The sequence below is a fragment of the Synechococcus sp. W60.3 genome (assembly GCF_047502615.1).
Taxonomy (GTDB): Bacteria; Cyanobacteriota; Cyanobacteriia; order Thermostichales; family Thermostichaceae; genus Thermostichus.
This window is the reverse complement of record NZ_JANSHJ010000019.1, coordinates 1-25,236: the sequence shown is the minus strand read 5'-3', so window position 1 is coordinate 25,236 and position 25,236 is coordinate 1. Positions and strand designations below refer to the sequence as shown.

The following is a 25,236-nucleotide window of genomic DNA, read 5'->3' as shown; positions in this document are numbered from 1 at the left end:
TGGGCAGGATGTCTCGCCCTAGAAGGGTTTTTGCCTGGATTTGGGCTGGGATCCTCGGCCTCTTGCTGTGGACGGCTGGGATCCCGCCCGCTTTTGCCCATGCCAGCTTGCTCTCCACTTTCCCGGAAGATGGAGCGGTGCTCCAGGAAGCGCCGACGCAAGTGCGGCTGGTTTTCGATGAGCCGGTGCAGCTTACGCAGCTCCAGGTTTTGGACGGAAATGGACAGGTATTGCCCCTGGAAAACCTGGTGAGCAGGGGCGAGGCGCTTCAGGGGGATTTGCCCCAGGGAATCCCAGAGGGGGTTTACCTTGTCAGTTGGCGGGCCATTTCCGCTGATTCCCATCCGGTGAGTGGCTCGTTTGTCTTCCAGGTGGGGACTGCAGATCCAGAGCTGGTTCAAGCGGTGAGGGCGGCCCAGGTTCGAAAAAGGGATCCCCTATATTGGCCGCTGGTAGGTGTGCGCTGGGGGATCTACCTGGGCAGCCTCTTTGTGGTGGGGGTGTTGGGCTGGTGGCGGCTGTTGCAGGGGCGTTCGAGCGTTTTGGGGGCAAATGGAATAGAGCTCTCTGTTCGCGCCAGCGGGACGGAGTCCTTTAAGGCCTGGGCTTTCGTGGCAGCTTGGCTGACCCTTAGTTTGACTCTGGTGGCCTTCAGTTTGCACTTGGCCCAGCTTTACCCCCACCTCAATGGGCAAAAGCTGCTGAGTGTGATGCTTTCTCCCTACGGCTGGGGTACGCTACTGCGGCTAGTGGGGCTAGGAGTTCTGATCTGGGCCTGCGAGGGCGGGCCCCGCTGGGCCAACGGCCTGGGGTCGGTGGCGGTGATAGGGTCGTTTTTGCCCATCGGCCATGCCCTCACCAGCGAGTATCCAGCAGGGACGATGGCCCTCTTGGGGCTGCACCTGGCCGGCTCGGCTTTTTGGTTGGGGGGGCTGTGGGGGGTGGAGCGCCTGTTGAGCCGATTGCGCCAGCGGGACGGAGTCCTTGAATGGACTTCCCAATCGGCAGGTGTCATCCAACGATTTTCCGATGTGGCCACCTGGGCTGTGCCGGGGCTGGTGCTGGCGGGGGGGGGTGGGGCGGGATCCACCGCGGCTGGGACTGGGAGCACCCCTACGGGCAGTACCTCTGGGCGAAGCTGTTGCTGGTGCTGATGATCGTGGGTTTGGGCGCCCACAACAAGTTGCGGCTGCTGCCGGCGTTGCGAGAGGGGGTTTGGTCGGCGGGCCGATCCCTGCGCCAAATTGTCCGCCTGGAGTTGGTGGGGCTAGTTCTGGTGCTGGCCTTGACCAGCTTTCTGGTGGCCCAAGCCCCTCCTGGCCAAGGAGCGGGACCGGCTTGCCAAGAGACATTGAGCTGGCCGGAAGGCAGCCTCCGCCTGCAGATCCTGCCCTGCCGCCCTGGCAACAACCGCATCCAAGTGGAAGTTAAGGGGATCCCCGCCCAGGAGCTGAGCCTGGAGTTTGACCTCCCCGCACGTGGGATCCCGCCTCTGCGCCGCCAGGCGCTGCCAAGAGAACCTGGCCAGTTTGAGGTGGAAGATGTCCTCTTGCCCTTAGCGGGAGAATGGCAGCTCAAGGTAAGGCTGCTGGTGAGCGACTTCGAGGAGCGACGGGAGCAAGTTAGGCTCAGGGTAGAGGATCGCTAAGAGCTGCCTAGGGAGTGAGTCTCTTCTTCCCAAAGGCGACCCTCGTATCCTTGCAACTGGAGAGCAGTTTGGAAGTCCTGACAGGCTCCTTGCCAGTCACCAACGGCAGCGCGGGCTAGGGCACGGTTGCAGTGGGCTTTGATGTGGCTGGGATCCCGTTCGAGAACCTGCGTGTAGTCGCGGATAGCTGCCGCAAAATCTCCCTGTTGGGCGTAGGCCCAGCCGCGGTTGTTCAAGGCCCAGAGGCGCGTCTGCGGATCTGGCTCCAGTTGCAGGAGCTGGGTGTAATCGGCCAGGGCCCTCTCTATTTCCCCCGCCTGATCCCAAAGGAGAGCCCGCCAGAGGAGGGCGTGGCGCTCCTGCGGGTTCAAGGCCAGGACCTGGGTGTAGTCGGCAATGGCCCGCTGCAGCCGGTTGGCCTGGCGGTGGAGATCCCCCCGCTGCCGGTAGGCCAGCGCCGCATCCGCCAGCCCCCAGTCGCGGTTGCAGCCTATGGCCCGGTCGAGATCAGCCAACGCTGCCTCCTCGTCTCCCAAGACTAGGTGTACCGCTGCCCGCAGGGCAAATCCCTGGGAAGCCTGCGGCTGCTCTTGGATCAAGGCCGTGAAATCGGCCAGCGCTCCCTGCCAGTCTTCCAGCCGCTGCCGCGCCATGCCCCGGTACAAGTGGATACGAGCCATCAGATCCAGCCCATGGGGGCCCCCCGGCTGGCCTGCCCACTGCAGCGCCTGGGAGAAATCCTCACAGGCTGCTGCCCAATCTTCTTGCTCAAAGTAGATCTGGCCGCGGTCGAAGTAGAGCTGCGGGTTGCGGGGATCCCGCTCCAGGGCAGCCGTGTAGTCCTGCAGGGCCGCCAAGGGATCCCCCAAAAGCCGGTGAACCTGCCCGCGGCTGCTGCGGGCGCCGACATCGCTGGCATCTAAAGCAATGGCCTGATTCAAGTCTGCCAGAGCCGCTTCCAGGTGACCCAGCTCCAGATGGGCAATCCCACGCTTGAGGTAGGCCTTGGCCAGCTGGGGATCCAACTCCAGGGCGCGGTTGAAGTCGGCCAAAGCGCCTGCCGGATCCCCCAACCCCTGGCGGGCCAGCCCCCGGTAGAAATGGGCTAGCGCCAGGGCAGGATTAAGGCGGAGCGCCTGTTCGCAGTCAGCCAGCGCTGCCTCCAGGGCGTTGCTGCCCAGGTAGGCTATAGCCCGCTGCAGATAGAGCTCCGCCTGCGCTGCCACCCCCGCCTCAGAGGCCCCAGCAGGCTGCAGCGCAATGGCTTGGGAAAAATCCTCGATGGCCCCCTGGGACTCCCCCAAAGCTTGGCGGGCCAGGCCGCGGTGGTAGTAGGCCTTAGAGTGGCCGGGATCCAACTGCAGCGCCTGGGTATAGTCCTCAATGGCTCCCTGAAAGTCCAGCAACTGCGCCCGTGCTACGCCCCGGTTGAAATAAGCTTCCGTATCTTGGGGATCCCGTCGGAGGACCTCGGAAAAATCGGCTACAGCCCCTTGCGCATCTCCCAACTGGCCGCGCACTACGCCGCGGTTGAAATAAGCCCGTACTTCCTCGGGGTTGAGCTCAAGGGCGCGGGAATAGTCCTCGATGGCCTTTTGGTTTTGCTCGAGCTGGCGGTAGGCGTTGCCGCGGTTGTAGTAGGCCACGGCCCAGCTGGGGTTGAGGTGGAGGGCGTGGGTGTAATCGGCAACTGCCCCCTCATAGTCCCCCAGTCGGTAGCGGGCGATGCCGCGGTTGACATAGGCACGGGCGTCTCCTGTCAGTTGAATGGCCTGGGTGAAATCCTCCACAGCCCCTGCCCAGTCGCCACTTTTGTAGCGAGCGCTGCCCCGCTGGCTATAGGCGCGGCCATTCTGGGGATCCAGTTGGATGGCGAACGTGTAGTCGGCAATCGCCCCCTGCAGATCCCCTTGGCGAGCTTTTTCCTGGCCGCGGGTTACCAAGCGCATCGCCAAGAGTTGATCCACCGAAAGCTGGGAGAGAGCAGGCGCTACACCTTCGGTGGGGGTAGGCAGGAGAGGCCGCAGCGCCTCCATTACCTCAGCCGCCGATTGAAAGCGCTCCTGCCAGCGGGGACAGACCATGCGATCCAAAATCTCCGCCAGCTCCTTGCTAACCGGCACCAGATCCCGCCAGAGGAGCTGGCCAGTACACGGATCGTCCGGGATCTTGGTGGGGGGACGGCCAGTCAACGCTTGGATGGCCAGCACCCCCACCGAGTAGATATCGCTGCAGGGTTGGGGCTTGCCGCCAAGCTGTTCTGGGGCTATGTAGCCCACCGAGCCGATTACCGTCGCCACCTGGGTTTGGCCAGGGGCAGGTCTGCCTAGTCGTCCCACCTCCTTCACCGCCCCAAAGTCAATCAACACCAACTTGCCGTCGAAGTCGCGGCGCATCAGGTTGGCCGGCTTGATGTCCCGGTGCAGGATCTGGTGGGCGTGGACATGGCGCAGGATCTCGAGAACTTCCCACAGGAGTTGCACGACCTCTGGCTCGCTGAGCGGCTTGCCGTCTACCAGCTCGTGGGTGAGGTCGTGCCCGGCAATGAACTCCTCGACTAAATAGAACTCCTGATCCTGCTCGAAGTGGGCCAAGAGGCGAGGTACCCGGTCGTAGTTGTTGAGCCGGTTGAGAACCTTGGCCTCCCGTTCCAACAGCTTGCGCGCCGTGGCCAGGGTGTAGGGATCCGTCGAGAGCGGGCGCAGGCGCTTGACCACGCAGGGAGTGTTGAAAGTGTCGCGATCCACCGCCTTGTAGGTAACCCCAAACCCTCCTTGCCCCAGAAGGCCGAGGATTTCGTAGCGTCCCCGCAGAATGGCTCCCGGCTTAACCTTGTCGTCCATGGCCGAGCTTGCCCTGCAGTGATCTTGGTCACGGCAAGCTGGCTCGATTCTGCCATAGGCTGGCCTCCTGCAGCGAGCTTGGTCTTAGTCCTGCACGTACTCTTCGCCAGAGAGCAGGGCCGCCTCTGCCTTCTGAAACTCCCGCCCCAGGTAGGCGGCGTGGCTGAGCTGAGAGACGACCTTTTCGCTTTCTTTTTCAAAAATCTGGACGCACAACTCTTTGGCCGTCCGGCCAACGTACACCCGCTGCGGGGAGCGATTGACCGGCCCCCGCGCGGGGATCACCGCTCCAGTCTCCGGGTCGGTGGCCAGCCCCCGCTCGTTGATCACAGTGCTGTAGTACTTAGCGCAAATGAGCTGCTGCTGCCGATCCACATAGATGACAAAGTAGCCTGCCGGGTCTAGCTCCAGGGATCGGCGGGAAAGCTGGTCATCGATGCGGCGCACCTGCTCCTGCAGAGACTCAGAGGAAAAAGACGGCATGGTAAAGTCAAAACGGGTGCCAAAAACGTAGCCAAGACTACCTCCATTATCCCCATTGTGGCCGAGGAATGGGATCCCTAGCGAGGGAATTGCGACAGAAAAAATCCCCTTATTTACCCGTGTTTTAAGGGATTGGCGGCGGCTTGAGGCCCTGGCAAGTTCAGTGGAAAGGCGGATGCTTGCAATTGGGAGCTGAAATTACGGTGGAAGCGGTGAGCTAGGAGTAGTCTCTACCAAGATGCAATCCGCCCAAGCTGAGAGGCCCGTGAGGGTTGGGATCCCTGAGATAGCACCTTTTGGAGAGCAGGAGCCGGCGGGCCATCTCCTCATCGTGGACGATCAGCCCCACAGTCGCCTGTTGCTGGGGGATCTGTTGGAGAGCATTGGTTATCACGTCAGCGAGGCGGAAAACGGCCAGCAAGCCCTGCAGATGCTGCCAAGCTTGCAGCCGGATCTGGTCCTGTTGGATGTGATGATGCCGGGGTTGGACGGATTCGAGGTCTGTCGGCGCATCAAGGCTGATGAAGAGACACGCCTGATCCCGGTGGTGTTGATTGCAGCGGCCAGCGACCGCAAAAATCGCCTGCGCGGGATTGAGGCGGGGGCAGACGACTTCTTGAGCAAGCCCTTTGACGAGTCCGAGTTGCTGGCGCGGGTGCGCTCCCTCGTTCGCCAGAAGCATCTCAATGAAGACTTGGATCATGCCGCCCAGGTTTTATTTGCCATTGCCCGCAGTGTAGAAAGCCGGGATCCGACCACCGGGGATCACTGCGAGCGGCTGGCAGCCCTGGCCAAGAGCTTTGGCGAGTTTCTCCAGCTACCCCGTCCCCTGATCAAGGTGCTGACCTGGGGAGGTTACCTGCACGACATCGGCAAAGTGGGCATACCCGACGCCATCTTGGGCAAAACGGGCAAGCACACGCCGGAAGAGTGGGAGGTGATGAAATCCCACGTCCTAATTGGAGAGGAAATCTGCCGCCCCTTGCGCACCATGAGGGATGTGCTGCCCCTTATCCGCCACCACCACGAGCGCTGGGACGGCAGCGGCTATCCCGACGGCCTCAAGGGAGAAGCAATCCCCCTGGTGGCCCGCGTCTTTCAGATTGTCGACATCTACGACGCCCTTACCTCGGAGCGGCCCTACAAGCGAGCCTTCACTGTCCAGGAGGCCATGGACATCCTGCGGCAAGAAACGACCAAGGGCTGGCGGGATCCCTACTTGGTGGAGCGTTTCTTTGAGTTTCTCAGGTCGCGGCTGCCCCATTTGGAGTAGACTGGACTAGTTCCCGTGCTTCAGCGAGATGGCGTCTTTTGGCAGGGGCAGATCCGCTACGTCGCTGTGTCGGCTGTCGCCAACTGTTTCCCCGCTCCCAGTTGTGGCGGCTGGTTAGGCAATACGACACTCACCAGGTGCTTTTGGATCAGGGCATGGGGCGTTCTGCCTACCTCTGTCGCCGCCTCGAATGTCTGCGGGCGGCCCGGCGTAAGCACCAGATGAGCAGAGCCCTCAAGGCAGCAGTGCCCGACTCGCTGTGGCAACTGCTGGAGCAGCAACTGCTGCGCGATTCTGAGGCCCAGAGCCCCCCGGAAACATCAGCCCCGGGGGCAAGCGCTTTAGACAAAACCTAGGCAGCTCCAGAATTGGCCAAGTTAAGATATTGAAACACCTTTTCAGGTTCATCCAGTCGCGAACTACACGGCAGCCCCTCTCAACTGTCAGAATGAGGACTGGCTGCGGCCAACCTGTATGAGCCGCAGAAAGGTTATTCTAAAAAGCACTGTTGATGTTGGTTTCTTCCCCGGTTGTCCTAGCTTTATGTCCCCTGCGGATGTTTCCAAAGTAGCTTCGGACTTGGATTCCCTCCAGTCCGCGCTCTTGGAGGATCGCCGAGATGCTCTCGCTGTGCCGAAGGAAGTGGCCACACACCCAACAGGTTCAGTCCCATCTGGCGATTTGGATCGTATTAACTTGGGTTGTAAAACTGACAAGGAGCAAGGAGCAGAGGCTAGCAGACGAATGACCGATAAAGTCCGACTTTACGAGATTGCCCGCGAAATGGGATGTGACAATCGCGAGGTGCTGGAGGTTTGTGAGCAGTTGGGGATCCCTTTCAAAAGCCATAGCAGCACCATTTCTCCAGAGCAAGCCGAGTTGGTGCGCAGCAAACTGAGTGAACCTCGCGTTGTGAAACCGACTCGTCCCCGGCTCCGGCCCAAGCTGCAACCTGAGAGCTCTCAACCGCAGCCTCCCGTCGAAGCCAAAGCAAGTGAGCGCCCTCAGCACATTGTCGGCATTCGCCGGCCCGCTCCTGCTCAGCAGCAAGCTGCTGCTGGTGAGGCCAGTTCTTCCAAGCCTTCGCCGCAGCGACCCGACCAGCTCTCCTCTGAAAAAGGGGCTGCCGGTGGCAGCCTCGAATTGATAGGCCCGCCGCGGCGGCAAGTCGATCCGCCTGCGCGCCCGGCTGCCCAGGAGCCGCAGCCGGCAGCTGCTTCTACTCGCCCTGAGGCTGCCGCCAAAGCCGGCAGCCCCGAACCTAGCCCTGCTCCGGCGGCCAAGCGACCGACAGTGCTCCCCCCCCCTCGACGAGCCGCCTCAGGGCCCGAGCCGCCGCAACGGGCCCCTGAATCCCGTCGCCCTGGCCTTGCGGAGGCGCCCTCCCCCAGCGGCGCTCGTACCTCTCCTCCTGTCGAGGAAAAGGTTTCTCTCCCTCAAGCTGAACAGCGCCCGCGTCCGCAATTGGTGGGCGCGCCTGTCCGCCCTGGCACTCGTCCCGAGCCGCGCTCGCCGGTGGCCAAGAAGGAAGAGAGCTCCGACAGCGGCAAAGCTGACGAGGCTCCTCGTCCGCAGCGGCGGCTGGAATTGGTAGGGCCTCCTACCCGTCCTGTGGCTAAGCCTCTTCCCCCTGAGCCGGATGCTTCCCCTCGCTTGCCAGAAGGGATCCCTGAGGAACGCCCCACGCCGGTGTTGGCCGAAGCTCCCGTGCGGCCTGCTGCGCCCAAACTCAAGCGCAAGACGGTGGAAGAAGAGGACGAGGAACTACAAGCCCTCGAACGACGGGCCGGCCGCACCCAGGCCAAGCGCAAACGCAGCCGCAGAAGAGAGGAAGGAGACGGAGACGTTCTGGATTTGGATCCCTTGACCGTCCTCTCCAGCGTCAAGCAGGCGGAGCTGAACGCGCTCAAACCCTTGGCGCGCCCCACCGCCAAGCCCCCCTCCTATCGTCCGCCCGCGGCAGCAGCTCGCCCTCGCCCGGCTGCTGAGCGCCCCCAGCGGCCCTCGGCCTCCGCCGAAGCTACTGCTCCTGAGGCCGCAGCAGAATCCTTGCCAGAAGAGAAGGTATTGCTCCTGGAGGGCAGCCTCACCGTGCAAGAATTGGCCCGCCGCCTGCGGGTAGCCGAAACCGAGATCATCAAAACCCTCTTCTTTAAAGGAGTGAGGGTGACCATCAACCAGGTTTTGGACGAGTCGCTGGCCGAGTCGGTGGCCAAAGAGTTGGGCTACGAAGTACGTCGGCCCGAGGCAGAGCCCAAAGCCAAGAAAACCGAGATCCTCGATCTGGAGGACATCGACCATCTGGTGCCACGTCCGCCGGTGGTGACCATCATGGGCCACGTGGATCACGGCAAAACCACTCTGCTCGATGCCATCCGCCACACCAATGTGGCCCAGCGAGAAGCCGGCGGGATCACCCAGCGCATCGGCGCTTACCACGTGGACGTGGACTTCGAAGGCCAGAAGCGGCGCATTGTTTTCCTGGATACTCCCGGCCACCAGGCCTTTACCGCCATGCGCGCTCGCGGCGCCCGCGTCACCGACATTGCCGTTTTGGTGGTGGCTGCCGACGACGGGGTGCAGCCGCAGACGCTGGAGGCCCTCAGCCACGCTCGCGCAGCCCAGGTGCCGATCATCGTGGCCATCAACAAGATCGACAAGCCCGGCAGCCAGCCAGAGCGCATCAAGCAGCAGTTGGCGGAGCACGGCCTATTGCCAGAGGAGTGGGGTGGCGACACGCCCATGGTGGAGGTGAGCGCTCTCACCCGCCGTAACCTGGATGCTCTGCTGGAGATGATCCTGTTGGTGGCCGATGTGGCGGAGCTGCAGGCCAACCCCAACCGGCCTGCCCGCGGCACCGTGATCGAAGCCCACCTGGACAAGGCTCGCGGCCCGGTGGCTACTCTGTTGGTGCAAAACGGTACCCTGCGGGTGGGCGATACCCTGGTGGCCGGCGCCGTCTTGGGCCGGGTCAAGGCGATGATGGACGACCGCGGCCAACGGCTGCAGGAAGCGGGGCCCTCTTCGGCGGTGCAACTGTTGGGCCTGGAGGAGGTGCCCGCAGCGGGGGATGAGTTCCAGGTGTACGCCGACGAGAAAGAAGCCCGGCGGATTGCCGAGGAGCGAGCGGAAGCCCTGCGGCAAGCCCGTCTGCAACAGGCGCTGCTGTCGCGGCGGGTGAGTTTGGGCAGCATCTCTGCCAAGGCCCAGGAAGGCCAGCTCAAGGAGTTGAACTTGATCATCAAGACGGACGTGCAGGGATCCGCCGAGGCCATCCAGACGGCGCTGCAGGATCTGCCGCAAGAAGAAGTGCGCTTGCGAGTGCTTCTAGCAGCTCCTGGGGAGATCACCGAGACTGACGTGGATCTGGCAGCAGCCAGCGACGCCATTATTCTGGGTTTCAACACCAGCTTCGCCCCCGGCGCGCGGCAGGCTGCCGACGACAAGGGGGTGGATGTGCGCGAATACGACATCATCTACAACTTGCTGGACGATCTGCGGGCAGCGATGGAGGGCCTGCTGGAGCCGGAGGAGGTGGAGGAGCCGCTGGGCCAGGCGGAAGTGCGCAAAGTCATCCCCATCAGCCGCGGTGCGGTTGCCGGCAGCTACGTGCTCTCCGGCAAGGTGCAGCGCAACGCTCTGGTGCGGGTTCGCCGCAAAGGGGAGGTGGTCTACCAGGGCCGTCTCGATTCTCTGAAGCGCTTCAAGGACGACGTGCGGGAGGTGGCCGCCGGTTTCGAGTGCGGGATCGGCATCGAGAAGTTCGATGCCTGGCAAGAAGGGGACCTTATCGAGGTCTACCAGATGGTTACCAAGCGGCGGACGCTGGCTCCTGCCTAGTTAATTTGGGTGGCCTAGCGTCGCAGGGATCCCAGTCCAGGGGATCTAGGAGGGAGGATTTGCTCCAGAACAACGGAAGCAGTTGCTAAGTGGAGGGGAGGGATGCAACGGAGCCAGAGATTGAGTCAGATGTTGTTTGTAACCCTGCGGGAGGATCCTGCCGAAGCAGAACTGATCAGCCACAAGCTGCTGCTGCGGGGCGGCTTTATCCGGCGGCTCTCCCCGGGGATCTACACCTATTTGCCGCTCCTCTGGCGGGTTTTGCAAAAGATCTCGGACATCGTCCGGGAGGAGATGAACGCCATCGGCGCTCAGGAGTGTCTGCTGCCCCAGTTGCAGCCAGCCGAGATCTGGCGGGAGTCGGGCCGCTGGGACGTGTACACCCAAGCGGAAGGGATCATGTTCGCCCTCAAAGACCGACAGGGGCGCGAGCAGGCCCTGGGCCCTACCCACGAAGAGGTGATTACCCTGCTGGCCCGGGATCTCATTCGCTCCTATCGCCAGTTGCCGCAAATTCTCTATCAAATCCAGACCAAGTTCCGCGACGAGATTCGACCCCGCTTTGGCCTGCTGCGCGGGCGGGAATTCCTCATGAAAGACGCCTACTCCTTCCACGCCAACGAAGAGAGCCTGCGCCAGACCTACCAGGACATGTACCGGGCCTACGGCCGCATCCTGCGCCGCTGCGGGCTGGAGTTCCGCGTGGTGGAGGCCGACGCCGGCGCCATCGGGGGGCCATCGGCAGCCTCGCAGGAGTTTATGGTGTTGGCCTCTGCCGGAGAAGACGAGATCCTCTACACTCCTGATGGCTCCTATGCCGCCAATGTGGAGAAGGCCGTCTCCCTTCCGCCGCCAGCAGCAGACTCCCCCTACACCACCTTCCAGGTTCTGGACACGCCGGGAACGGAAACCATCGAGAAGCTGGCCAATTTCTTGAAGATCTCCCCCACTCTGATTGTCAAAAACGTCCTCTACCAAGCCCTTTACGACAACGGCCTACGGGTGGTGGTGCTGCTGAGCATCCGCGGCGATCAAGAAGTCAATGAGGTGAAGCTGGCCAACCACCTCAACCGTCTGGCGGAGCGCTACCAAGCCAACAAGTTGCTCAAGCTCACCTTGGCGGATGCGGAGATCCAAAAAAGCTGGCAAGGGGATCCGATCCCCGTGGGCTACATCGCGCCCGACCTGCCGGATAGCTGCCTGGGCCGGCAGAAAAACCTGGCCCCTCAGATCCTGCGCCTGGCCGACCAGACGGCAGCCCTGCTGAAAAACTTTGTAACCGGCAGCAACCAGGTGGGGCGGCACGTAGTGGGGGCCAACTGGGGCGAGCAGTACCCCCTGCCGGAGGTGGTGGACGTGCGCAAAGCGCAAGCCGGGGATCGCTGTCTGCTCAACCCCGACCAGATTCTGGAAACCGCCCGCGGCATTGAGATCGGCCATATTTTCCAGTTGGGCCTCAAGTTTTCGCTGCCGATGCGGGCCAGCTTTACCGACGAGCAGGGATCCGAGCAGCCCCTGTGGATGGGCTGCTACGGCATTGGGGTATCGCGCCTGGCCCAGGCGGCGGTGGAACAGTCCCACGACGCCAACGGCATCATCTGGCCGGTGGCGATCGCCCCTTATCACGTGGTGGTGGTGGTGCCCAACGTCTCCGACCCAGAGCAGACGAAGGTGGCGGAAAAATTGGTGCAGGAACTGGCTGCTGCCGGCATCGAGACCCTCTGGGACGACCGGGACGAGCGGGCCGGCGTCAAGTTCAAAGATGCGGATCTCATCGGGATCCCTTACCGCCTTACCACCGGGCGCAGCCTTAAGCAAGGCAAGGTGGAATTGGCCGAGCGGGCCACCGGCCAAGCGGTAGAAATTCCCATTGAGGAAGTGGTGGCTACCCTCAAAGAGCGGATTGCTGCCGCTCTGGCTGTGCCAGATTGAGCAGGGCTTTTGTCGTAACCAATGCTGAACCTCTCTCTTCTCAAGGAAGACGAATCCTATACTTTTCGCTCTTATTTTGAGATGCCCTACGAGCCAGAGGAAATCCTGGCTCAGTTTAGCTACCGTCTGGAGATAGGAGAGTGGACATGGCCCGTTGCCCCTGCCCCACCCCAAACCCCAGCTCTGAAAAACCGGATCCGACAATTGTTGCCTTTGGTCAGCCTCACCAGCGAGACAGCCCGCCGAGAGCTGCTGGTGGCCCCTGTGCTGACGGAAGTGGCTCTTCACTGTCGAGTTCCTTTGCGGCTGGAATATCCCCTGATGGTCAACAATTGGCTCAAGGGCAGCCTTGATTATCTCTTGCGGGGCAAGAACATCCTGCTGGTGGTTGAAGCCAAAAAGGACGATCTGACGCGGGCTTTTGTCCAAATGGCGGTGGAGATGATCGCCCTGGCCCAGGTGGAGCCGCAAGCGCAGATCTACGGCGCTGTTACCATTGGATCTATCTGGCAGTTCGGGCAGATCCTTGGGGATCCGCGGACAATCCGACAAGACTTGACTTTGTACCGAGTACCGGAAGATCTGGAGAGCGTTGCCGGCATCCTCACGGCCATGGTAGGGGATCCCAGCCAACCATGAAACCCAAAACCCTCTGGTTTGCCCTGCAATTGATGGTGGCCGCTGCCGGGATCAGCGCGGCCATCAAATATGGCGGCCCCTACTTGGCCTTGCCGGAGACCCTGCCGGTGATCCTGGCCATGATCGTCTCGCCCGCCCTGGTCATGGCCGGGATCCTGTGGCGCTGGCAACAGCGGTCTTCTCTCTCCCCAACCCGCGCTCAAGACCGCCAGGGATCCCCGCCAACTGCAAACTCTGAGAATCCAAAAATCTCTCAGCCGCCTTTCCATTGACCCTCACCCCCAGCCCCTCTCCCTCTGGGAGAGGGGAGCTTGGGCGCCACTGCCAGGCCGGCAGGGCGACACTCTCAGTCCAGCCAAGGCGACAGGCTACTGCTGGGTGAGGCGCAAGGTTACCGTCGGGCTGGTTTGGTTGCCGGAAGTGGCCGTGAGATTGATCTGATACACCGTGCCGGAGGCCGGAATGGGCGGCCGCACCGTAACGGTGAAGCGGCCCTGGGCATCGGCTTGCACAGTTTGGTTGGTCACCGTCTGTTGGGCGCTGATGATGCCCCCCAGCGAGGTCGAAGCCGTTACATTCACCCGCACCGAAGCGTTGGGAGCCGTCGTGCCCTGCAGCGTAAAGGAAGAGCCGGAAACCCGATCCCCATCGCGCAGGTTGGTGATCTGGGGCAGCAGGCTGGAGAGGCTGATCGTCGCGGCAACCTCTTGGGTGGCGAGCCGCTGGATACCACCGGCGGCCCCCTCGATCAGGCGGGCGGGCTGTTCTGCGGTCATAAAGCGCACCTGGCCGCCGTTTTCCAGGCGAGCGATGACGATCCCTTCGCGGGTGGCATCTTTTGGCTCGATCAGGGCGTTGACCACATAGGTGCCGCTGGAAACTTCCTGAGCCGGCAGGGTTTGCACCTGCCGCCCGTCCTGGACAAGGTAAACGGTTACCCGGCTGGAAGGAGTGCCTTTGACGGTTACCAGCAGGATCTCGCCCGCCGCCAAGGGGCGATTGCCGGCGTTGTGATCCACCAGGTCGATAGAGGCGCGGACGGGGTTACCCACGGTGAAGCTCCAGGTCACGCGGAGGGTCACCCCCTGGGTATTGGTGAACTCCAGCAGGACTTCCCGCCGTCCCGGCGGTAGCGGCTGCGAGGGACGGTAGGTGAAGAAATCCCGGGTAATCACCGACTCGGCAGTAACATCTTTGCCATCAACAAAAACCCGCACCGTCTCCGGACGCACGCTGACCCCATCTTGGCTGCGAAAAGAAGCCGAGATTGGCGAGGTGGGCTCCACATTGGTGGCCGCTTGAGCCGGGCTGGGATCCGTAATTTGTTGAGCCCTTGCCGGCAGGCCCGACAACCCCACCACCGCAGCGCCCATCACCAAGGCACGGGGAAACCAAGAATACAAGTTATCGCTCATGAGACCATCCAAAAAAAGTAAAAGTAAAGGACACTTCAGTTAGGTTACAGGCGAGTAGCTCAAAGGCAGAGCAAAGTCTACAAGAACATCGACCTGGACATCCTGTTTGCATCCTGTCATAGGGGTCGATTGCTGTCGATACGCCTAAACCTCGGGTTGGCTCTCCAACAGACCCAGCTCCAACGTCAGATTCGAGTAAGGTTGACTGCCATGTAAACTACCCGGCTCCGACCGCCCCCCTTCCAGCCCCCAACCCCCGTATACGGGGGCAGGGGGGCGGGGGGATGTAGGGGGGCTGGTTTACAGCAACCCCCAAAAGTGCAATCCCGTTGGCACCGTTAAAATCTGCATCCCCTTCCCAACCACAGAGCGGGTTCACACAACGAAAATGCTTCCCTTCCCGTTGCTCAATCCAAAAACACTGGTGGCAGGTCTGCGAGCTGTAGGCAGGTGGCACCACCACAACCTGGATACCTGCTCTCGCTGCCTTGTAGTGCACAAACTGCCTCAGTTGATAGAACGCCCAACTATTGGACCGCCGACGCTCGGTTTTGCTGCGCGGCGGTCGGTGGCTACGTTCCCGGATCCCCCCGCCCCCCAGTCCCCCCGTGTACGGGGGGATATAGGGGGATGCGGCGTTCATCTTCGCAAAGTTTAGAACCCGGTCGGGATCCCAAAGGCTATCTTTTGCCCGTTCAAGCTGGCATCAATTCACGAAAATAGCGCCTGTCTCTTGTAAATCGAGACAATGGTCGCCGGAGACATCGTTGACCAGGCGCACCTCTACGGTGATTACATTCAAGGGATCCACGCTCACCCGGTAGCCCACTGGGGACAACATCGGCGTGTTGATGGCCATGCAGTTGGGGATCGGCAGGTTGCTCAGACGCAGCGTTTCTCCCGGCGGAAGTTCCGACACCTTCTGGTGCGGATCGGTAAAGCCGTATTCCAGAGGCAGGCCGGTGCGATTGTGGATCACCAGCTCAGCAGGCAGGTTGGGGTTGAAGCGGGCCACCGGGCGATCGAAGACCAATTGATCCACACCCACCGGCAGGCGAGGCAGCGGCACTGTCCGAAAGGCAGGCTGAGCGACAGCACGGTGTCCACCCACCCAGGCTGACAAAGCGACCATGATCAAGCCGAGTCTTTTGCTTCCTTTCGCGTACCTCATGCCTCTGCCTCAGAATGCGCCTTGAAATTGGGATCCCCTTCCTTGCCTGCTTGTATTGTTCCCAAAAAGGGCTGGCCGGGCCAGGTGGTCGCTGTTTTTTCAAGGGTACGCCTCAGCAAGCTCCCCTTCCAGCTACCGCAGCACCGCACGGCAGAAATTCCGGGGGAGAAGGTTAAATTAGAGTTAACGGGGCATAAAGAGGCATGGCTATGCCAGAAAAACTGGAAAAACCGGAGAAAAACTACTCCTGGAAGGGCAGTGCCAACGCAGGCCGGGTACTGACGATTTTGGCCGTCGTGGGGGGAGCGGTGATTTTGCTGGCGGGCTTCCTGCAGTAGGCCGAGCTGTCAGATCCTCAGTTGCTCCAGGAACATCAGCATGTCGCCAGAAGCCAACGTTTTCCCTTCAAGGCGGGGGTGGAAAGGGTTAGCTTTCCAGAGGAAAGCGGATCTGGGGTCGTTTTAAACAAAGTTATGAAACTATGAAACAACTTTCTCGCTCCCCTCTCCCACAAGGGGAAAGGAGGTGGGGGGGAGGGGGCAAGGGTCTTAACCTTGTTTGAAACAACTGCAATGTTTTGCAAGTCCTGCTGAACAAGTTGTCAGCCTTCGCTAAGTCTTGTCAAGTTGTGCCACCATTGGGCAGCAAAAAAGACCCAGCAGAGAAGGGATCCCTGCTGGGTTTAGGCCGGAGGAGCAGAAACCTTAGCTTAGGAGACGGCGCGCGGTATTGAGCACATTCTCCACCGTGAAGCCGAACTTCTCCATGCACACGGGGCCGGGGGCAGAAGCGCCGAAGCGGTCGATGCCGATGGCCACCCCCTCAAAGCCCAGGTACTTGTGCCAGCCAAAGGTGGATCCCGCCTCGACGGAGACGCGCTTGGTGACCTTGGGGGGCAAGACCTCGTCGCGGTAGCTCTGGGGCTGGGCCTCAAATAGCTCCATGCAGGGCATGGAGACCACCCGTACCGCCCGGCCTTCCTGCTGCAGTTGGGCAGCGGCCTTCACCGCCAGCTCCAGCTCTGAGCCGGTGGCGATTAGGATCAGTTCTGGGTTGGGAGTATCCACCACTACATAGGCCCCCTTGGCCACCCCCTCAATGGAGGTGCCTTCCACGGGGTTAACCGCCTGCCGGGTAAACACCAGCACCGAAGGGGTGGAGGTGGACTCAAGGGCTACTTGGTAGGCTCCCACCGTCTCGCGGGCATCAGCGGGGCGGATGACGTAGAGGTTGGGGATGGCCCGCAGGGAAGCCAGCGTCTCAATGGGCTGGTGGGTGGGGCCGTCTTCTCCCAGGGCAATGGAGTCGTGGGTCATAATATGGAGCACCCGCGCCCGCGAGAGGGCCGACAGGCGAATGGCCGGCCGCATGTAGTCGCTGAAGACCAAGAAGGTGGCGTCGTAGGGAATGAGGCCGCCGTGCAGGGCTATGCCGTTGGCAATCGCCCCCATACCGTGTTCCCGTACGCCAAAGCGGAAGTTGCGCCCATGATAGGAGCCGGCCTGGAACTCCGGGATCCCCTTTAAATAGGTCATGTTGGAGTGGGCCAGATCGGCGGATCCGCCCAGCAGCTCTGGCACCGCCTTGGCCAAAGCATTGAGACAAAACTTGGAGAGGTTGCGGGTGGATTCTTTGCCGGTTTCGGCAATGGGAGCCAACGCTTCTTTCCAGCCTGCGGGCAGCTCCCCGGCCATGATGCGCTTGAATTCGGCGGCCTCTTCCGGGTAGGCCTTCTCGTAGGCGGCAAAGCGCTCGTTCCACTCCGCCTCGGCCTTGGCCCCCTTATCGATGGCCTGGCGGAAGTGGGCCAGCACCTCGTCGGGAATGTAGAACTCCGGCTCCAGCGGCCAGCCCAGATTTTGTTTGGTGAGTTTCACCTCCTCTGGCCCCAGCGGCGCCCCGTGGACGCTCTCCGTGCCGGCTTTGTTGGGGGATCCGTAGCCGATGGTGGTCTCGACAATGATCAAGGAAGGCTTGTCGGTAACTTCTTTAGCTTTCTGGATAGCGGCGGCAATTCCCTTCAGGTCGTGGTTGCCATCTTCCACTTTTTGCACATGCCACCCGTAGGCCTCGTAGCGCTTGCCCACATCTTCGGTAAAGGCAATTTCCGTGCTGCCGTCGATGGAGATGTGGTTGCTGTCGTAGAGCATGATCAGCTTGCCCAGCTTGAGGTGGCCGGCCAGCGAGGCCGCTTCCGAGGCTACCCCCTCCATGTTGCAGCCGTCGCCCAAGATCACATAAGTGTAGTGATCCACAATGGTGTGACCGGGCTTGTTGAAACGGGCGGCCAAGTGGGCCTCGGCAATGGCCAGCCCAACGGCGTTGCCCACCCCCTGCCCCAGCGGTCCGGTGGTTACCTCCACACCGGGGGTTTCAAAGTTTTCCGGGTGGCCGGGGGTTTTGGATCCCCACTGGCGAAACTGCTTGATGTCCTCTAGGCTCACATCAAAGCCGGTCAGGTGCAGCAGAGCATACTGCAGCATGCAGCCGTGGCCTGCCGAGAGGACAAAGCGATCCCGATCCACCCATTTGGGGTTGCGGGGATTGAACTTCAGGAACTGCTGCCAAAGCACATAGGCCATGGGTGCTGCCCCCATTGGCAGGCCGGGGTGACCCGAGTTGGCTTTCTGAACAGCATCCACCGCCAAAAAACGAATCGTGTTGATGGCAAGTTGTTCCAGAGAGGGAGGAGCAGCAACAACCATGTGGGGATCCCTATCGCTCGACATTCGCTTTCCAGTATGCCTTGACACGCCCACCGCCTAAAGGCGGGGGATTCTCGTCAAGGCGCTGTCAAGATGCCTCTAGACAGTTCCTTGAGGCAAGGCCCCAAGGTTCTGCTGGCTTGTCTGGGCAGGTTGGCTGAGACGTTGGCATTTCCCGGACGCTTGCCACCGGTTGGGTTTTTCACCGTGACTAGGGGCTCGCCTGAGAACGGTACGCCTCGGTGACAACTATACCATTGGCGAGCAGCTAAAGTTTGCTTCGCCTTTAAGGGCGGGGCTACTGAGCTATCCTTTTTCGGGCTTTGGCCACCGAGCCCGGTCTCGGCTGGGCAATAATGACAGGCTAAGCTGAGAGATACGCTTGCCGCCATTTCTGGTTGGAGGGTTTCATTGAGCGCTGTTTCTTCGCCTAGCGGCAAACCTCCCTGGCTGCGGGCCAAAGCCCCCCAGCGGGCCGGATCCGTCCAGCAACTGCTGCGGGACTTGGGCCTGAATACCGTTTGCGAGGAGGCTTCCTGTCCCAACCTAGGGGAGTGCTTTGCCAACGGCACCGCCACCTTTTTAATCATGGGCCCGGCCTGTACCCGCGCCTGCCCCTACTGCGATATCGACTTCACCAAACGGCCTCCGCCTTTGGATCCCACTGAGCCGCTGCGGGTGGCCACAGCGGTGCAACGGCTAGGGCTACGCCATGCGGTGATTACCTCGGTGAATCGGGACGACCTCCCCGATGGGGGAGCCAGCCAGTTTGTTGCTTGCATTACCGAAATCCGCTGCCGCATGCCCCAGACAACCATCGAGGTCTTGATCCCAGATCTGTGCGGCAACTGGCAGGCCTTGGAGCAAATTCTCGCCGCCCGCCCGACGGTGCTCAACCACAACACGGAAACCGTGCCCCGCCTCTACCGGCGAGTGCGCCCCCAGGGGAACTACGAGCGTTCCCTGCGGCTTTTGGAACTGGCGCGGCAATGGGATCCCGGCCTCTACACCAAGTCGGGGGTGATGCTGGGCTTGGGAGAGACCGCTGAGGAGATTTTGCAGATAATGCAAGATCTACGCCGGGTAGGCTGCGACATCCTCACTCTTGGCCAATACCTTCCTCCCAGCCCCAAACACCTGCCGGTGGAGCGCTACGTGCCCCCAGAGGAGTTTGACCACTGGCGACAGGTGGGGGAAGAGTTGGGCTTTTTGCAGGTGGTGTCCTCCCCGCTTACCCGCAGCTCCTACCATGCCGAGGCTGTCCAAGAGCTGATGCAGCGCTTTCCTCGACCAGGAACGTAGACCTAGGGGGATGGAGTCCCTGCGGAGCAGGAACAGCGGGGTCAGCTTTGCAGGCCGGCTGGCCAGCAACGCGGAGCCTAGGCGCAGAGAGATTTTCTGCGCTGGGGGGATGCGCTAGGATTGAAATGAAGAGATAGGAGGGGCAGGCGGTCGCGTCCTCGCTGCCGCCACCAGGCAGCAGGATGAGGAAAGTCCGGGCTTTCAGAAGAACACACCGCTGGGGAAAGCCCAGTGCGGGAAACCGCGAGGATAGTGCCACAGAAACATACCGCCGATGGCTGGGATCCCAGCACAGGTAAGGGTGCAAAGGTAGGGTAAGAGCCCACCAGCAGCGTCGTGAGGCGCTGGCTCGGTAAACCCCGGTGGAAAGCAAGGCCGCAGCCGCAGGACTATGGCTGTTCTTCGCCCCTGTCGGCTGCATCGAGGTCACGGTACTCAGCCAAGCGGTTGGGGGAGGGTGGTCTCGGTGGTGGTGAGCCGCTAGAGGGTGATGGCAACATCACTCCCAGAGAGATGACCGCCAGTGCGGGCTGCTCCTTGGAGCACCCCACTACAGAACCCGGCTTACAACCTCCTCATCTCTTCTTCTTCTTTTGGGATTGCCTCCTTCCAACCCCGAGAGAGTCTTTTGCACTAGGTTTCCTTCATGCCCCTCAAGGCTGCCATCCACAGCTTTACGCAGGCGTAGAGGAGAGGGGGAGTGCTGCTGTTGTTGTCATAAGTGCCCTTGTCCGCTGGGTCGGAGGAGGGCTGGTCGCCGTCGCCAGCAGGCAAGCCAGCGGTAACGGCTAATACAGCCGTCCCCAAAATCATCAGATGGAGAACTCCAGCAGCTGCGTGAAGGCACCCAGAGTCGACGGCTTGTAGCTCCGGGCTAGGGAGCTGCTGGAGGTAGTGGGCTAGCTGCTCTTGGGCCTGCAGGAAGCCTGCTCTCAAGGCGCGGCGATGCTCCTCGGAGTAGAAGCCTGCTTCTCCCACCAACGAGCGCACCAGCTCAGGGTTATTAGCTAGAGCTTGGAAGCAGGTTTGGACATAGCGGAGGAGAATGGCTTGTAGCTCAGAGCCCCGGAAGGTAGTGGGGTCTGCTGGGAGGGGTAAGTCGGCAATGCCGGAGAAAACTCCCAGCTCAGCAAATACAGCCAGGAGCAGCCCCTGCTTGCTGCCAAAGTGACGAAACAGGGTTACTTCATGAACGCCGGCCAAGTCTGCAATTTGACGGGTGGTGGTCTGAGTGATGCCCTGGCGGACGAAGAGGTCTCGAGCCGCGTTCAGCAGCCTTTGCCGGGAAGAAGGACGTGCCATGGTAGGTGATGGGGTAAGGAGTCGAGAGAAGGCGCTCAAGGTAGTGGCAATCTGCAAGCAGCACTTGCATTTGAGGTGAAATATCGTTAAGCTTAGCCTCAGGCGAGATCAAACCTGCTGCCTTTCTGCTCTCTCATAGCGGCTCTCACTGCTGAAGCTTGCTTGGCCAGGCCTTTGGGGATCCCGGCTTGCCTTTCAGGGACATGAGCTCGTTGTAAGCTAAGCCAGGGATGCGGTGGCCTATGCATGAGAAGCAACTTTGCGAGGAGGTATTTGATCCTGCGCTGCCCTTACTCCTTTTCTGAGGTTTTGCTGGTTCATGGCCGTTTCCCTTCCCACCCAATCGCTGGACAATCCCAACCGTTTTGCTTCGCTAGCTCAGCCTGAGCCCCAAAAGTCTTTTCGGTTTGCCTGGGAATTTGTTCTTTTTTTCGTTGTTTTTCACGCCCTCGCTTTAGTGGGCGGCATCGTTTGCTTTTCCTGGCCAGCCTTGGGGGTGGCCCTATTGCTTCACTGGTGCTTCGGCAGCTTGGGCATCTGCCTGGGGTATCATCGTCTGCTTAGCCATCGCAGCTTCCAAGTGCCCAAGTGGCTGGAATATGTCTTTGCTACCTTCGGTGCTCTCGCCATCCAGGGGGGGCCGATCTTTTGGGTGGCCGGCCATCGTCAGCATCACGCTTTTACTGAAGACGAAGAGCGGGATCCCTACTCTGCTCGCAAGGGCTTTTGGTGGAGCCACATGCTCTGGCTCATTTACCAACGGGAAGAGTTTTTTAACCGTGAGAAGTATTCTGCCTTTGCGCCGGATTTGGCTCGGGATCCTTTTTATCGCTGGCTAGACAAGTATGGGCTGCTGCTGCAACTGCCGCTGGCTGGAGTGCTTTACCTGCTCGGCGGTTGGCCGTTCGTTATCTACGGCATCTTCGTGCGGACAGTGCTGCTGCTGCACTGCACCTGGTTGATCAACTCTGCCAGCCACTTCTGGGGCTACCGGACTTTCGAGAGCGACGACAATGCCCGTAACCTTTGGTGGGCGGCTCTCCTCACCTACGGTGAAGGCTGGCACAACAACCATCACGCCGACCCGAAGTGCGTGAAAGCAGGTTTGCGCTGGTGGGAAATTGACATGACCTACTGGGTCATTTGGGTGTTGGCAAGACTGGGTTTGGCTCGTAAGTTGCACTTGCCTGCTCAAAGTCAGCCAACTCGCTAAACAGTCTCTGCCTCAGAGCTTCTAGAACCATCGACAGAGTTACCCCCGTCGTACGGGCAATTCCTGCTAAGACAGTTCGTTGTGCTGCTCGGCGGATCCCTCTCCCTTTTTTGGGAGAGGGGTTAAGGGTGAGGGGCCTGTATGCGCTAGCGGGAGCTCGTTAGCGGCGCAGAGCGCTCAAGGTCTGTCTCGACTTGGTTTGGAGCGGCTGCCCAGTTATCGGTTCCAGTTGGGAGGTGGGTCGGTATCGCCCTGCGGGGAGGTGGTAGTGCTCACCAAACAACCCAAAGGTCTGGCCTTCCGGTAATCCCTCTTCGGCAATGCAGGAGGGCTAGTCCTGTAACGGGCTGTACTGCCATGTCCCGTAGTGGTCAAGAACGCGCTGAACTTGCTCTGGGTCAGCGTCGGCCTCTTGGCGAATTTGCAGCGCCTCGATTTGGCTATCGGAGTAGCGAAAGATGGAGTCTTTTCTGCATTCCAGCTCTGCTTCCACCCCTGGAATGCAGGCCAGATGGGCAGCCACCTCTCGATAAACCATCAGGGGCATGGAATCATAACGAACAGCGTAGCGTTTCAACTCAGCAAGGCTCACGATAGGCAAGGAAAGGAGAAACTAGGGATCCAGGTAACAAACAGCTTCACCACAACGGCCAATGACATCTTGCGAATGTCTCGCTACTTTTGAGGTAAAAAAGCCCTGCTCTGCATTTAATTGCCTGCCAAAACAAAGAGGGGGCAGAGAGAGTCTCCGAGATGTGGCTAAGCAATTTTGTCGTTGGCCAACGTACAGCAATTGACCTGATCTAGGCAAACTTTTCCCCATTGCAAGGCCCAGCGCACCAAAGCGACGCGATTTGACGTTCGCGTCTTGCTCAGAATATTACTGATGTGATTGTCAACAGTGCGCTTGCTAATCTCTAAGCGCTCTGCAATGTCCTGATTGGTCAGGCCCGCTGCGATTAACTCGAGAACCTGCAGCTCACGCTCCGACAACAAATCAGCGGAATGATAGTCTGCGCCCATTCCGAATGCCCAGTGTACAAACTGTAAGGATTACCTAGACCAATTCTAGGGGATCCCCTCCAACATGGATAGCCCCGCCGGAGGAAAATCTGGGGCAGTTCTCAGGTCGAAGGGCTTGGTGATGTTGATGGGAGCGCTTCTGGGCAGCTTTCACAGGGCATCGGCGTGTTTCCGGGGCAGCTCCACCTGCACCCACAGCCCACCTGCTTGCGGGTGATTGCGCAGACGGATTGTACCCCCGTGTAGTTCCACGATTTGCCGCACGATCGCCAGCCCCAGGCCGGTGCCGCCTTTGCTGCGGGCCCGCGCCGCGTCGGTGCGGTAAAAGGGTTGAAAGACCAGCTCAAATTGATCCTCCGGCAGGCCAGGGCCATGGTCGTACACCTCCAGCCGCACTTGCGATTCCTGTTCCGACAGGGCCACGTGAATGGGGGAGTCGGTTCCGCCATATTTGATGGCGTTGTCCAAGAGGTTAAGGACGAGGCGGTAGAGGCGCTGTTCATCTCCCCAGAGATAGAGCTGGGAGGGGCCGCTTAGATCCAGTTCCTGCTGGCGGGGCTTGGCCAGCGGTTCCAGGCTCTGCCAGGCTTCGCGCACCAAGCTTGCCAGATCCACCCAGCGCCATTGGGATCGCGATGCGGCCCCCAGGTTGAGGGCGCTCAGTTCCAGCAAGTCTTGCACCAACTGGCTGAGGCGCAGCGTCTCGTTCAGCAATCGTTCCACCCAAACTGCTTGCGCGGCATCGACGCGGCTGTGCAGGGTTTCCGCTAGCAGGCGAATCGAGGTGAGGGGGGTCTTCAGCTCGTGGGCCACATCCGAGGCCCAGCGATCCCGTTGTTGGGCCAGCAGAGTTGCCTCTAGGCGGTCTTCCAAGAAGATGGCCACGTGGGCCTGGGGCAGGGGCAGCCCCCAAGCCCGCAGCGGCACCGGTTTGTCCTCGCCCCCGGAAGGGTAGAAGATCCACTCGCGGCTCTGGATGGGAGCGGTAGCTTCCTGGCGGCGGGTGGCTTCGATAAGCTGATCCAACTCGTAGGAGCGCACCCACTCCAGCAGGAGCTTGATGCCCGGCTGCCACTGGCTGATGCGCAGCAGACGCTGGGCGGCAGGGTTACACTCCCAGACCACGTTGTTCTCGTCTACCCGCAGATATCCCCAGGGCAGGTGGTGGCTGAGATACCGCCAGTCCTGTAGGTATCGTTTTTGGCGGGCCCACTCCAGTTCTTGTTGGCGAAGGTGGTGGCTGAGCCGGCTGAGCATCTGTTCAGGCGAGCTGAGAGGCAGGGCCAGGTGCATCAGGGATCCCAACTGTTGCAATTGGCGGCCGAAGCGGCGCCGGCTCTGCCAGAGCAAAATCAGCGTGCCGAGTAGGCCGATGCCCAACCCAATGAGGATCCCGCTTTCCAGTCCCATGGGCCCACCCCCTTTGCCGCCATTGTCGCCCAGGCATGGGGGAGTGAATACCCAACAACGACGGATACGGCATCACATCCCTAGCGACGATGCACCATCGTCGTGCTGGCCTGGTCGGTGGGCAGCAGCAAGACTTCGCTCAGGTTGACGTGGGGGGGACGGGTAACGGCAAACAGCACCACCTCGGCCACATCCATCGCCGTCAGGGGGGTGAGGCCCCGGTAGACGGCTGCCGCCCGCTCGCGATCGCCGCGGAAGCGCACTTGGCTGAACTCGGTTTCCACCAAGCCGGGCTGGATCTCGGTGACGCGAATGGAGGTGCCCAGCAGATCCAGCTTCAGTCCCTCGGAGATGGCCCGCACGGCGGCCTTGGAAGCGCAATAGACGGCGCCGCCGGGGTAGGTCTGGCGACCGGCAATGGAGCCGATGTTGACCACATGGCCCCGGCCCCGCTCCACCATGCCGGGCAAGACGGCGCGGGTAACATACAGCAAGCCCTTGAGGTTGGTATCGATCATCTCCTCCCAATCTTGCACAGCCCCGCTGTGGAGCTTGTCCAAGCCGCGACTGAGGCCGGCGTTGTTGATCAAAATGTCGATTTCAGCCCAGGCCGGCGGCAAAGACTGGAACGCCTGCTGCACGGCTGCCCTATCTCGCACATCCAAAGTCAGCAAGTATGAGGAAGCACCGTAAGCCTGCTGCAACTCCGCGGCCAGCTCCTGTAGCCGCTCCTGACGGCGGGCCACCAGGATCAGCTTGGCTCCAGAACGGGCAAAAAGCGTGGCACAGGCTGCCCCGATGCCGCTGCTGGCGCCGGTGATGAGCACAATGGCGTTTTCAAGCATAGTCCGCAAGAGTTAAGGGGCTACCAAGGGGATCCGCAACTCGAACGGGCCCCCGGCTGAAGAGAGTATTCCAGCAGCTTAACGCAGGCATAGAGCGTATCCAAGTGACATCCTCTCCCGCTAAGCCCTGACGGGCCGTAGACGGGAGCTTCCGAGAATCACTTCTCGGAGTTGCTGCTTCAACGGACTGGT

Annotated in this window: 21 protein-coding genes, 1 other RNA gene and 1 pseudogene; 12 read left to right on the top strand and 11 right to left on the bottom strand. The window is 61.0% G+C overall.

Translation table 11 applies throughout. The features are described from left to right. Positions 1–8: 8 nt before the first annotated feature. Together NW846_RS08070 and NW846_RS08065 are read left to right on the top strand one after the other, a co-directional pair. Positions 9–1,154 (top strand): copper resistance protein CopC, encoded by a 1,146-nt coding sequence (locus NW846_RS08070; protein ID WP_414515722.1) that lies wholly within the window; start codon positions 9–11, stop codon positions 1,152–1,154. Next, a complete protein-coding gene (locus tag NW846_RS08065) occupies positions 1,154–1,648 on the top strand; it encodes a hypothetical protein (RefSeq protein ID WP_414515720.1) in 495 nt (164 codons plus the stop codon). The genes NW846_RS08070 and NW846_RS08065 overlap by 1 nt, the downstream gene beginning before the upstream one ends. Here NW846_RS08065 and NW846_RS08060 read toward each other — a convergent pair. Further along, a complete protein-coding gene (locus NW846_RS08060) occupies positions 1,645–4,491 on the bottom strand; it encodes a tetratricopeptide repeat protein (RefSeq protein ID WP_414345972.1) in 2,847 nt (948 codons plus the stop codon). The genes NW846_RS08065 and NW846_RS08060 overlap by 4 nt on opposite strands. Positions 4,492–4,575: 84 nt before the next feature. Next, the gene (locus NW846_RS08055) at positions 4,576–4,974 is read right to left on the bottom strand and encodes a DUF4346 domain-containing protein (RefSeq protein WP_099812866.1); all 399 of its coding nucleotides are present in this window, start codon (positions 4,972–4,974) and stop codon (positions 4,576–4,578) included. 238 nt (positions 4,975–5,212) lie between these two features. Between NW846_RS08055 and NW846_RS08050 the strand changes: the two genes are divergently transcribed. From NW846_RS08050 to NW846_RS08025, 6 genes are all read left to right on the top strand, one after another. After that, complete coding sequence (locus NW846_RS08050; protein ID WP_414345970.1) at positions 5,213–6,247, top strand: HD-GYP domain-containing protein; 1,035 nt, start codon at positions 5,213–5,215, stop codon at positions 6,245–6,247. A gap of 38 nt (positions 6,248–6,285) precedes the next feature. Then, positions 6,286–6,603, top strand: coding sequence for a YlxR family protein (locus NW846_RS08045; RefSeq protein WP_099812864.1), 318 nt, complete (start codon positions 6,286–6,288; stop codon positions 6,601–6,603). 388 nt (positions 6,604–6,991) lie between these two features. Next, entirely contained in the window at positions 6,992–10,087 is a 3,096-nt protein-coding gene (gene infB / locus NW846_RS08040; RefSeq protein WP_414515718.1) for a translation initiation factor IF-2, read from the top strand. Between the two features lie 102 nt (positions 10,088–10,189). Continuing rightward, a complete protein-coding gene (locus NW846_RS08035) occupies positions 10,190–12,019 on the top strand; it encodes a proline--tRNA ligase (protein ID WP_099812862.1) in 1,830 nt (609 codons plus the stop codon). A gap of 21 nt (positions 12,020–12,040) precedes the next feature. Next, positions 12,041–12,658, top strand: a complete 618-nt coding sequence (locus NW846_RS08030; RefSeq protein ID WP_099812861.1) for a hypothetical protein — start codon at positions 12,041–12,043, stop codon at positions 12,656–12,658. Beyond that, positions 12,655–12,930 (top strand): hypothetical protein, encoded by a 276-nt coding sequence (locus tag NW846_RS08025; protein WP_011431141.1) that lies wholly within the window; start codon positions 12,655–12,657, stop codon positions 12,928–12,930. Before NW846_RS08030 ends, NW846_RS08025 begins: the two co-directional genes overlap by 4 nt. A gap of 96 nt (positions 12,931–13,026) precedes the next feature. Here the strand turns inward: NW846_RS08025 and NW846_RS08020 are convergent, their stop codons facing one another. The 3 genes and pseudogenes from NW846_RS08020 to NW846_RS08010 all read right to left on the bottom strand — a co-directional run bounded on the left by NW846_RS08020 (position 13,027) and on the right by NW846_RS08010 (position 15,244). Next, entirely contained in the window at positions 13,027–14,073 is a 1,047-nt protein-coding gene (locus NW846_RS08020; RefSeq protein WP_414515716.1) for a hypothetical protein, read from the bottom strand. A gap of 217 nt (positions 14,074–14,290) precedes the next feature. Then, positions 14,291–14,662 (bottom strand): annotated as a pseudogene (locus NW846_RS08015) (zinc ribbon domain-containing protein); the annotation flags it as partial. Positions 14,663–14,779: 117 nt separating this feature from the next. Continuing rightward, positions 14,780–15,244: a hypothetical protein gene (locus NW846_RS08010; protein WP_414515714.1), complete on the bottom strand. Its 465-nt coding sequence runs from the start codon at positions 15,242–15,244 to the stop codon at positions 14,780–14,782. 203 nt (positions 15,245–15,447) lie between these two features. Here NW846_RS08010 and NW846_RS08005 point away from each other — a divergent pair, with 203 nt between their 5' ends. Then, positions 15,448–15,582, top strand: a complete 135-nt coding sequence (locus tag NW846_RS08005; protein ID WP_255322487.1) for a hypothetical protein — start codon at positions 15,448–15,450, stop codon at positions 15,580–15,582. Between the two features lie 366 nt (positions 15,583–15,948). Here the strand turns inward: NW846_RS08005 and tkt are convergent, their stop codons facing one another. Beyond that, positions 15,949–17,949 carry a transketolase gene (tkt, locus tag NW846_RS08000; RefSeq protein ID WP_011431146.1) on the bottom strand — a complete coding sequence of 667 codons (2,001 nt, stop codon included), beginning with the start codon at positions 17,947–17,949 and terminating at the stop codon, positions 15,949–15,951. A gap of 411 nt (positions 17,950–18,360) precedes the next feature. Here tkt and lipA point away from each other — a divergent pair, with 411 nt between their 5' ends. Together lipA and rnpB are read left to right on the top strand one after the other, a co-directional pair. Beyond that, positions 18,361–19,251, top strand: coding sequence for a lipoyl synthase (gene lipA, locus NW846_RS07995; RefSeq protein WP_011431147.1), 891 nt, complete (start codon positions 18,361–18,363; stop codon positions 19,249–19,251). A 132-nt stretch (positions 19,252–19,383) separates the two neighbouring features. After that, positions 19,384–19,835, top strand: an RNA gene (rnpB, locus tag NW846_RS07990) — RNase P RNA component class A. A gap of 49 nt (positions 19,836–19,884) precedes the next feature. Here the strand turns inward: rnpB and NW846_RS07985 are convergent. After that, on the bottom strand, positions 19,885–20,553 hold the full coding sequence (locus tag NW846_RS07985) for a TetR/AcrR family transcriptional regulator (protein WP_099812859.1): 669 nt from the start codon (positions 20,551–20,553) through the stop codon (positions 19,885–19,887). 319 nt (positions 20,554–20,872) lie between these two features. Here NW846_RS07985 and NW846_RS07980 point away from each other — a divergent pair, with 319 nt between their 5' ends. Beyond that, positions 20,873–21,766 carry an acyl-CoA desaturase gene (locus NW846_RS07980; RefSeq protein ID WP_011431149.1) on the top strand — a complete coding sequence of 298 codons (894 nt, stop codon included), beginning with the start codon at positions 20,873–20,875 and terminating at the stop codon, positions 21,764–21,766. Between the two features lie 331 nt (positions 21,767–22,097). On the opposite strand, the gene NW846_RS07975 is transcribed toward NW846_RS07980, so the two are convergent. The 4 genes from NW846_RS07975 to NW846_RS07960 all read right to left on the bottom strand — a co-directional run bounded on the left by NW846_RS07975 (position 22,098) and on the right by NW846_RS07960 (position 25,044). Continuing rightward, positions 22,098–22,343 (bottom strand): hypothetical protein, encoded by a 246-nt coding sequence (locus NW846_RS07975; RefSeq protein WP_240527823.1) that lies wholly within the window; start codon positions 22,341–22,343, stop codon positions 22,098–22,100. A 182-nt stretch (positions 22,344–22,525) separates the two neighbouring features. Continuing rightward, positions 22,526–22,789 (bottom strand): helix-turn-helix domain-containing protein, encoded by a 264-nt coding sequence (locus NW846_RS07970; protein WP_011431151.1) that lies wholly within the window; start codon positions 22,787–22,789, stop codon positions 22,526–22,528. Positions 22,790–22,939: 150 nt separating this feature from the next. Further along, a complete protein-coding gene (locus tag NW846_RS07965; RefSeq protein WP_011431152.1) occupies positions 22,940–24,199 on the bottom strand; it encodes a sensor histidine kinase in 1,260 nt (419 codons plus the stop codon). 80 nt (positions 24,200–24,279) lie between these two features. Continuing rightward, positions 24,280–25,044: an SDR family oxidoreductase gene (locus tag NW846_RS07960; protein WP_011431153.1), complete on the bottom strand. Its 765-nt coding sequence runs from the start codon at positions 25,042–25,044 to the stop codon at positions 24,280–24,282. Positions 25,045–25,236 lie beyond the last annotated feature (192 nt).

Excerpts from the sequence above, each read along its gene's own strand:
- NW846_RS08010 (WP_414515714.1), bottom strand. The coding sequence starts at position 15,244 with ATGAGGTACGCGAAAGGAAGCAAAAGACTCGGCTTGATCATGGTCGCT.
- NW846_RS07960 (WP_011431153.1), bottom strand. The coding sequence starts at position 25,044 with ATGCTTGAAAACGCCATTGTGCTCATCACCGGCGCCAGCAGCGGCATC.
- NW846_RS07985 (WP_099812859.1), bottom strand. The coding sequence starts at position 20,553 with ATGGCACGTCCTTCTTCCCGGCAAAGGCTGCTGAACGCGGCTCGAGAC.
- NW846_RS08005 (WP_255322487.1), top strand. The coding sequence starts at position 15,448 with ATGGCTATGCCAGAAAAACTGGAAAAACCGGAGAAAAACTACTCCTGG.
- NW846_RS08060 (WP_414345972.1), bottom strand. The coding sequence starts at position 4,491 with ATGGACGACAAGGTTAAGCCGGGAGCCATTCTGCGGGGACGCTACGAA.
- NW846_RS08020 (WP_414515716.1), bottom strand. The coding sequence starts at position 14,073 with ATGAGCGATAACTTGTATTCTTGGTTTCCCCGTGCCTTGGTGATGGGC.
- NW846_RS08035 (WP_099812862.1), top strand. The coding sequence starts at position 10,190 with ATGCAACGGAGCCAGAGATTGAGTCAGATGTTGTTTGTAACCCTGCGG.
- NW846_RS08055 (WP_099812866.1), bottom strand. The coding sequence starts at position 4,974 with ATGCCGTCTTTTTCCTCTGAGTCTCTGCAGGAGCAGGTGCGCCGCATC.
- tkt (WP_011431146.1), bottom strand. The coding sequence starts at position 17,949 with ATGGTTGTTGCTGCTCCTCCCTCTCTGGAACAACTTGCCATCAACACG.
- NW846_RS08070 (WP_414515722.1), top strand. The coding sequence starts at position 9 with ATGTCTCGCCCTAGAAGGGTTTTTGCCTGGATTTGGGCTGGGATCCTC.
- NW846_RS07980 (WP_011431149.1), top strand. The coding sequence starts at position 20,873 with ATGGCCGTTTCCCTTCCCACCCAATCGCTGGACAATCCCAACCGTTTT.
- NW846_RS08065 (WP_414515720.1), top strand. The coding sequence starts at position 1,154 with ATGATCGTGGGTTTGGGCGCCCACAACAAGTTGCGGCTGCTGCCGGCG.
- NW846_RS08050 (WP_414345970.1), top strand. The coding sequence starts at position 5,213 with ATGCAATCCGCCCAAGCTGAGAGGCCCGTGAGGGTTGGGATCCCTGAG.
- NW846_RS08030 (WP_099812861.1), top strand. The coding sequence starts at position 12,041 with ATGCTGAACCTCTCTCTTCTCAAGGAAGACGAATCCTATACTTTTCGC.
- NW846_RS07965 (WP_011431152.1), bottom strand. The coding sequence starts at position 24,199 with ATGGGACTGGAAAGCGGGATCCTCATTGGGTTGGGCATCGGCCTACTC.
- infB (WP_414515718.1), top strand. The coding sequence starts at position 6,992 with ATGACCGATAAAGTCCGACTTTACGAGATTGCCCGCGAAATGGGATGT.
- NW846_RS07970 (WP_011431151.1), bottom strand. The coding sequence starts at position 22,789 with ATGGGCGCAGACTATCATTCCGCTGATTTGTTGTCGGAGCGTGAGCTG.
- NW846_RS08025 (WP_011431141.1), top strand. The coding sequence starts at position 12,655 with ATGAAACCCAAAACCCTCTGGTTTGCCCTGCAATTGATGGTGGCCGCT.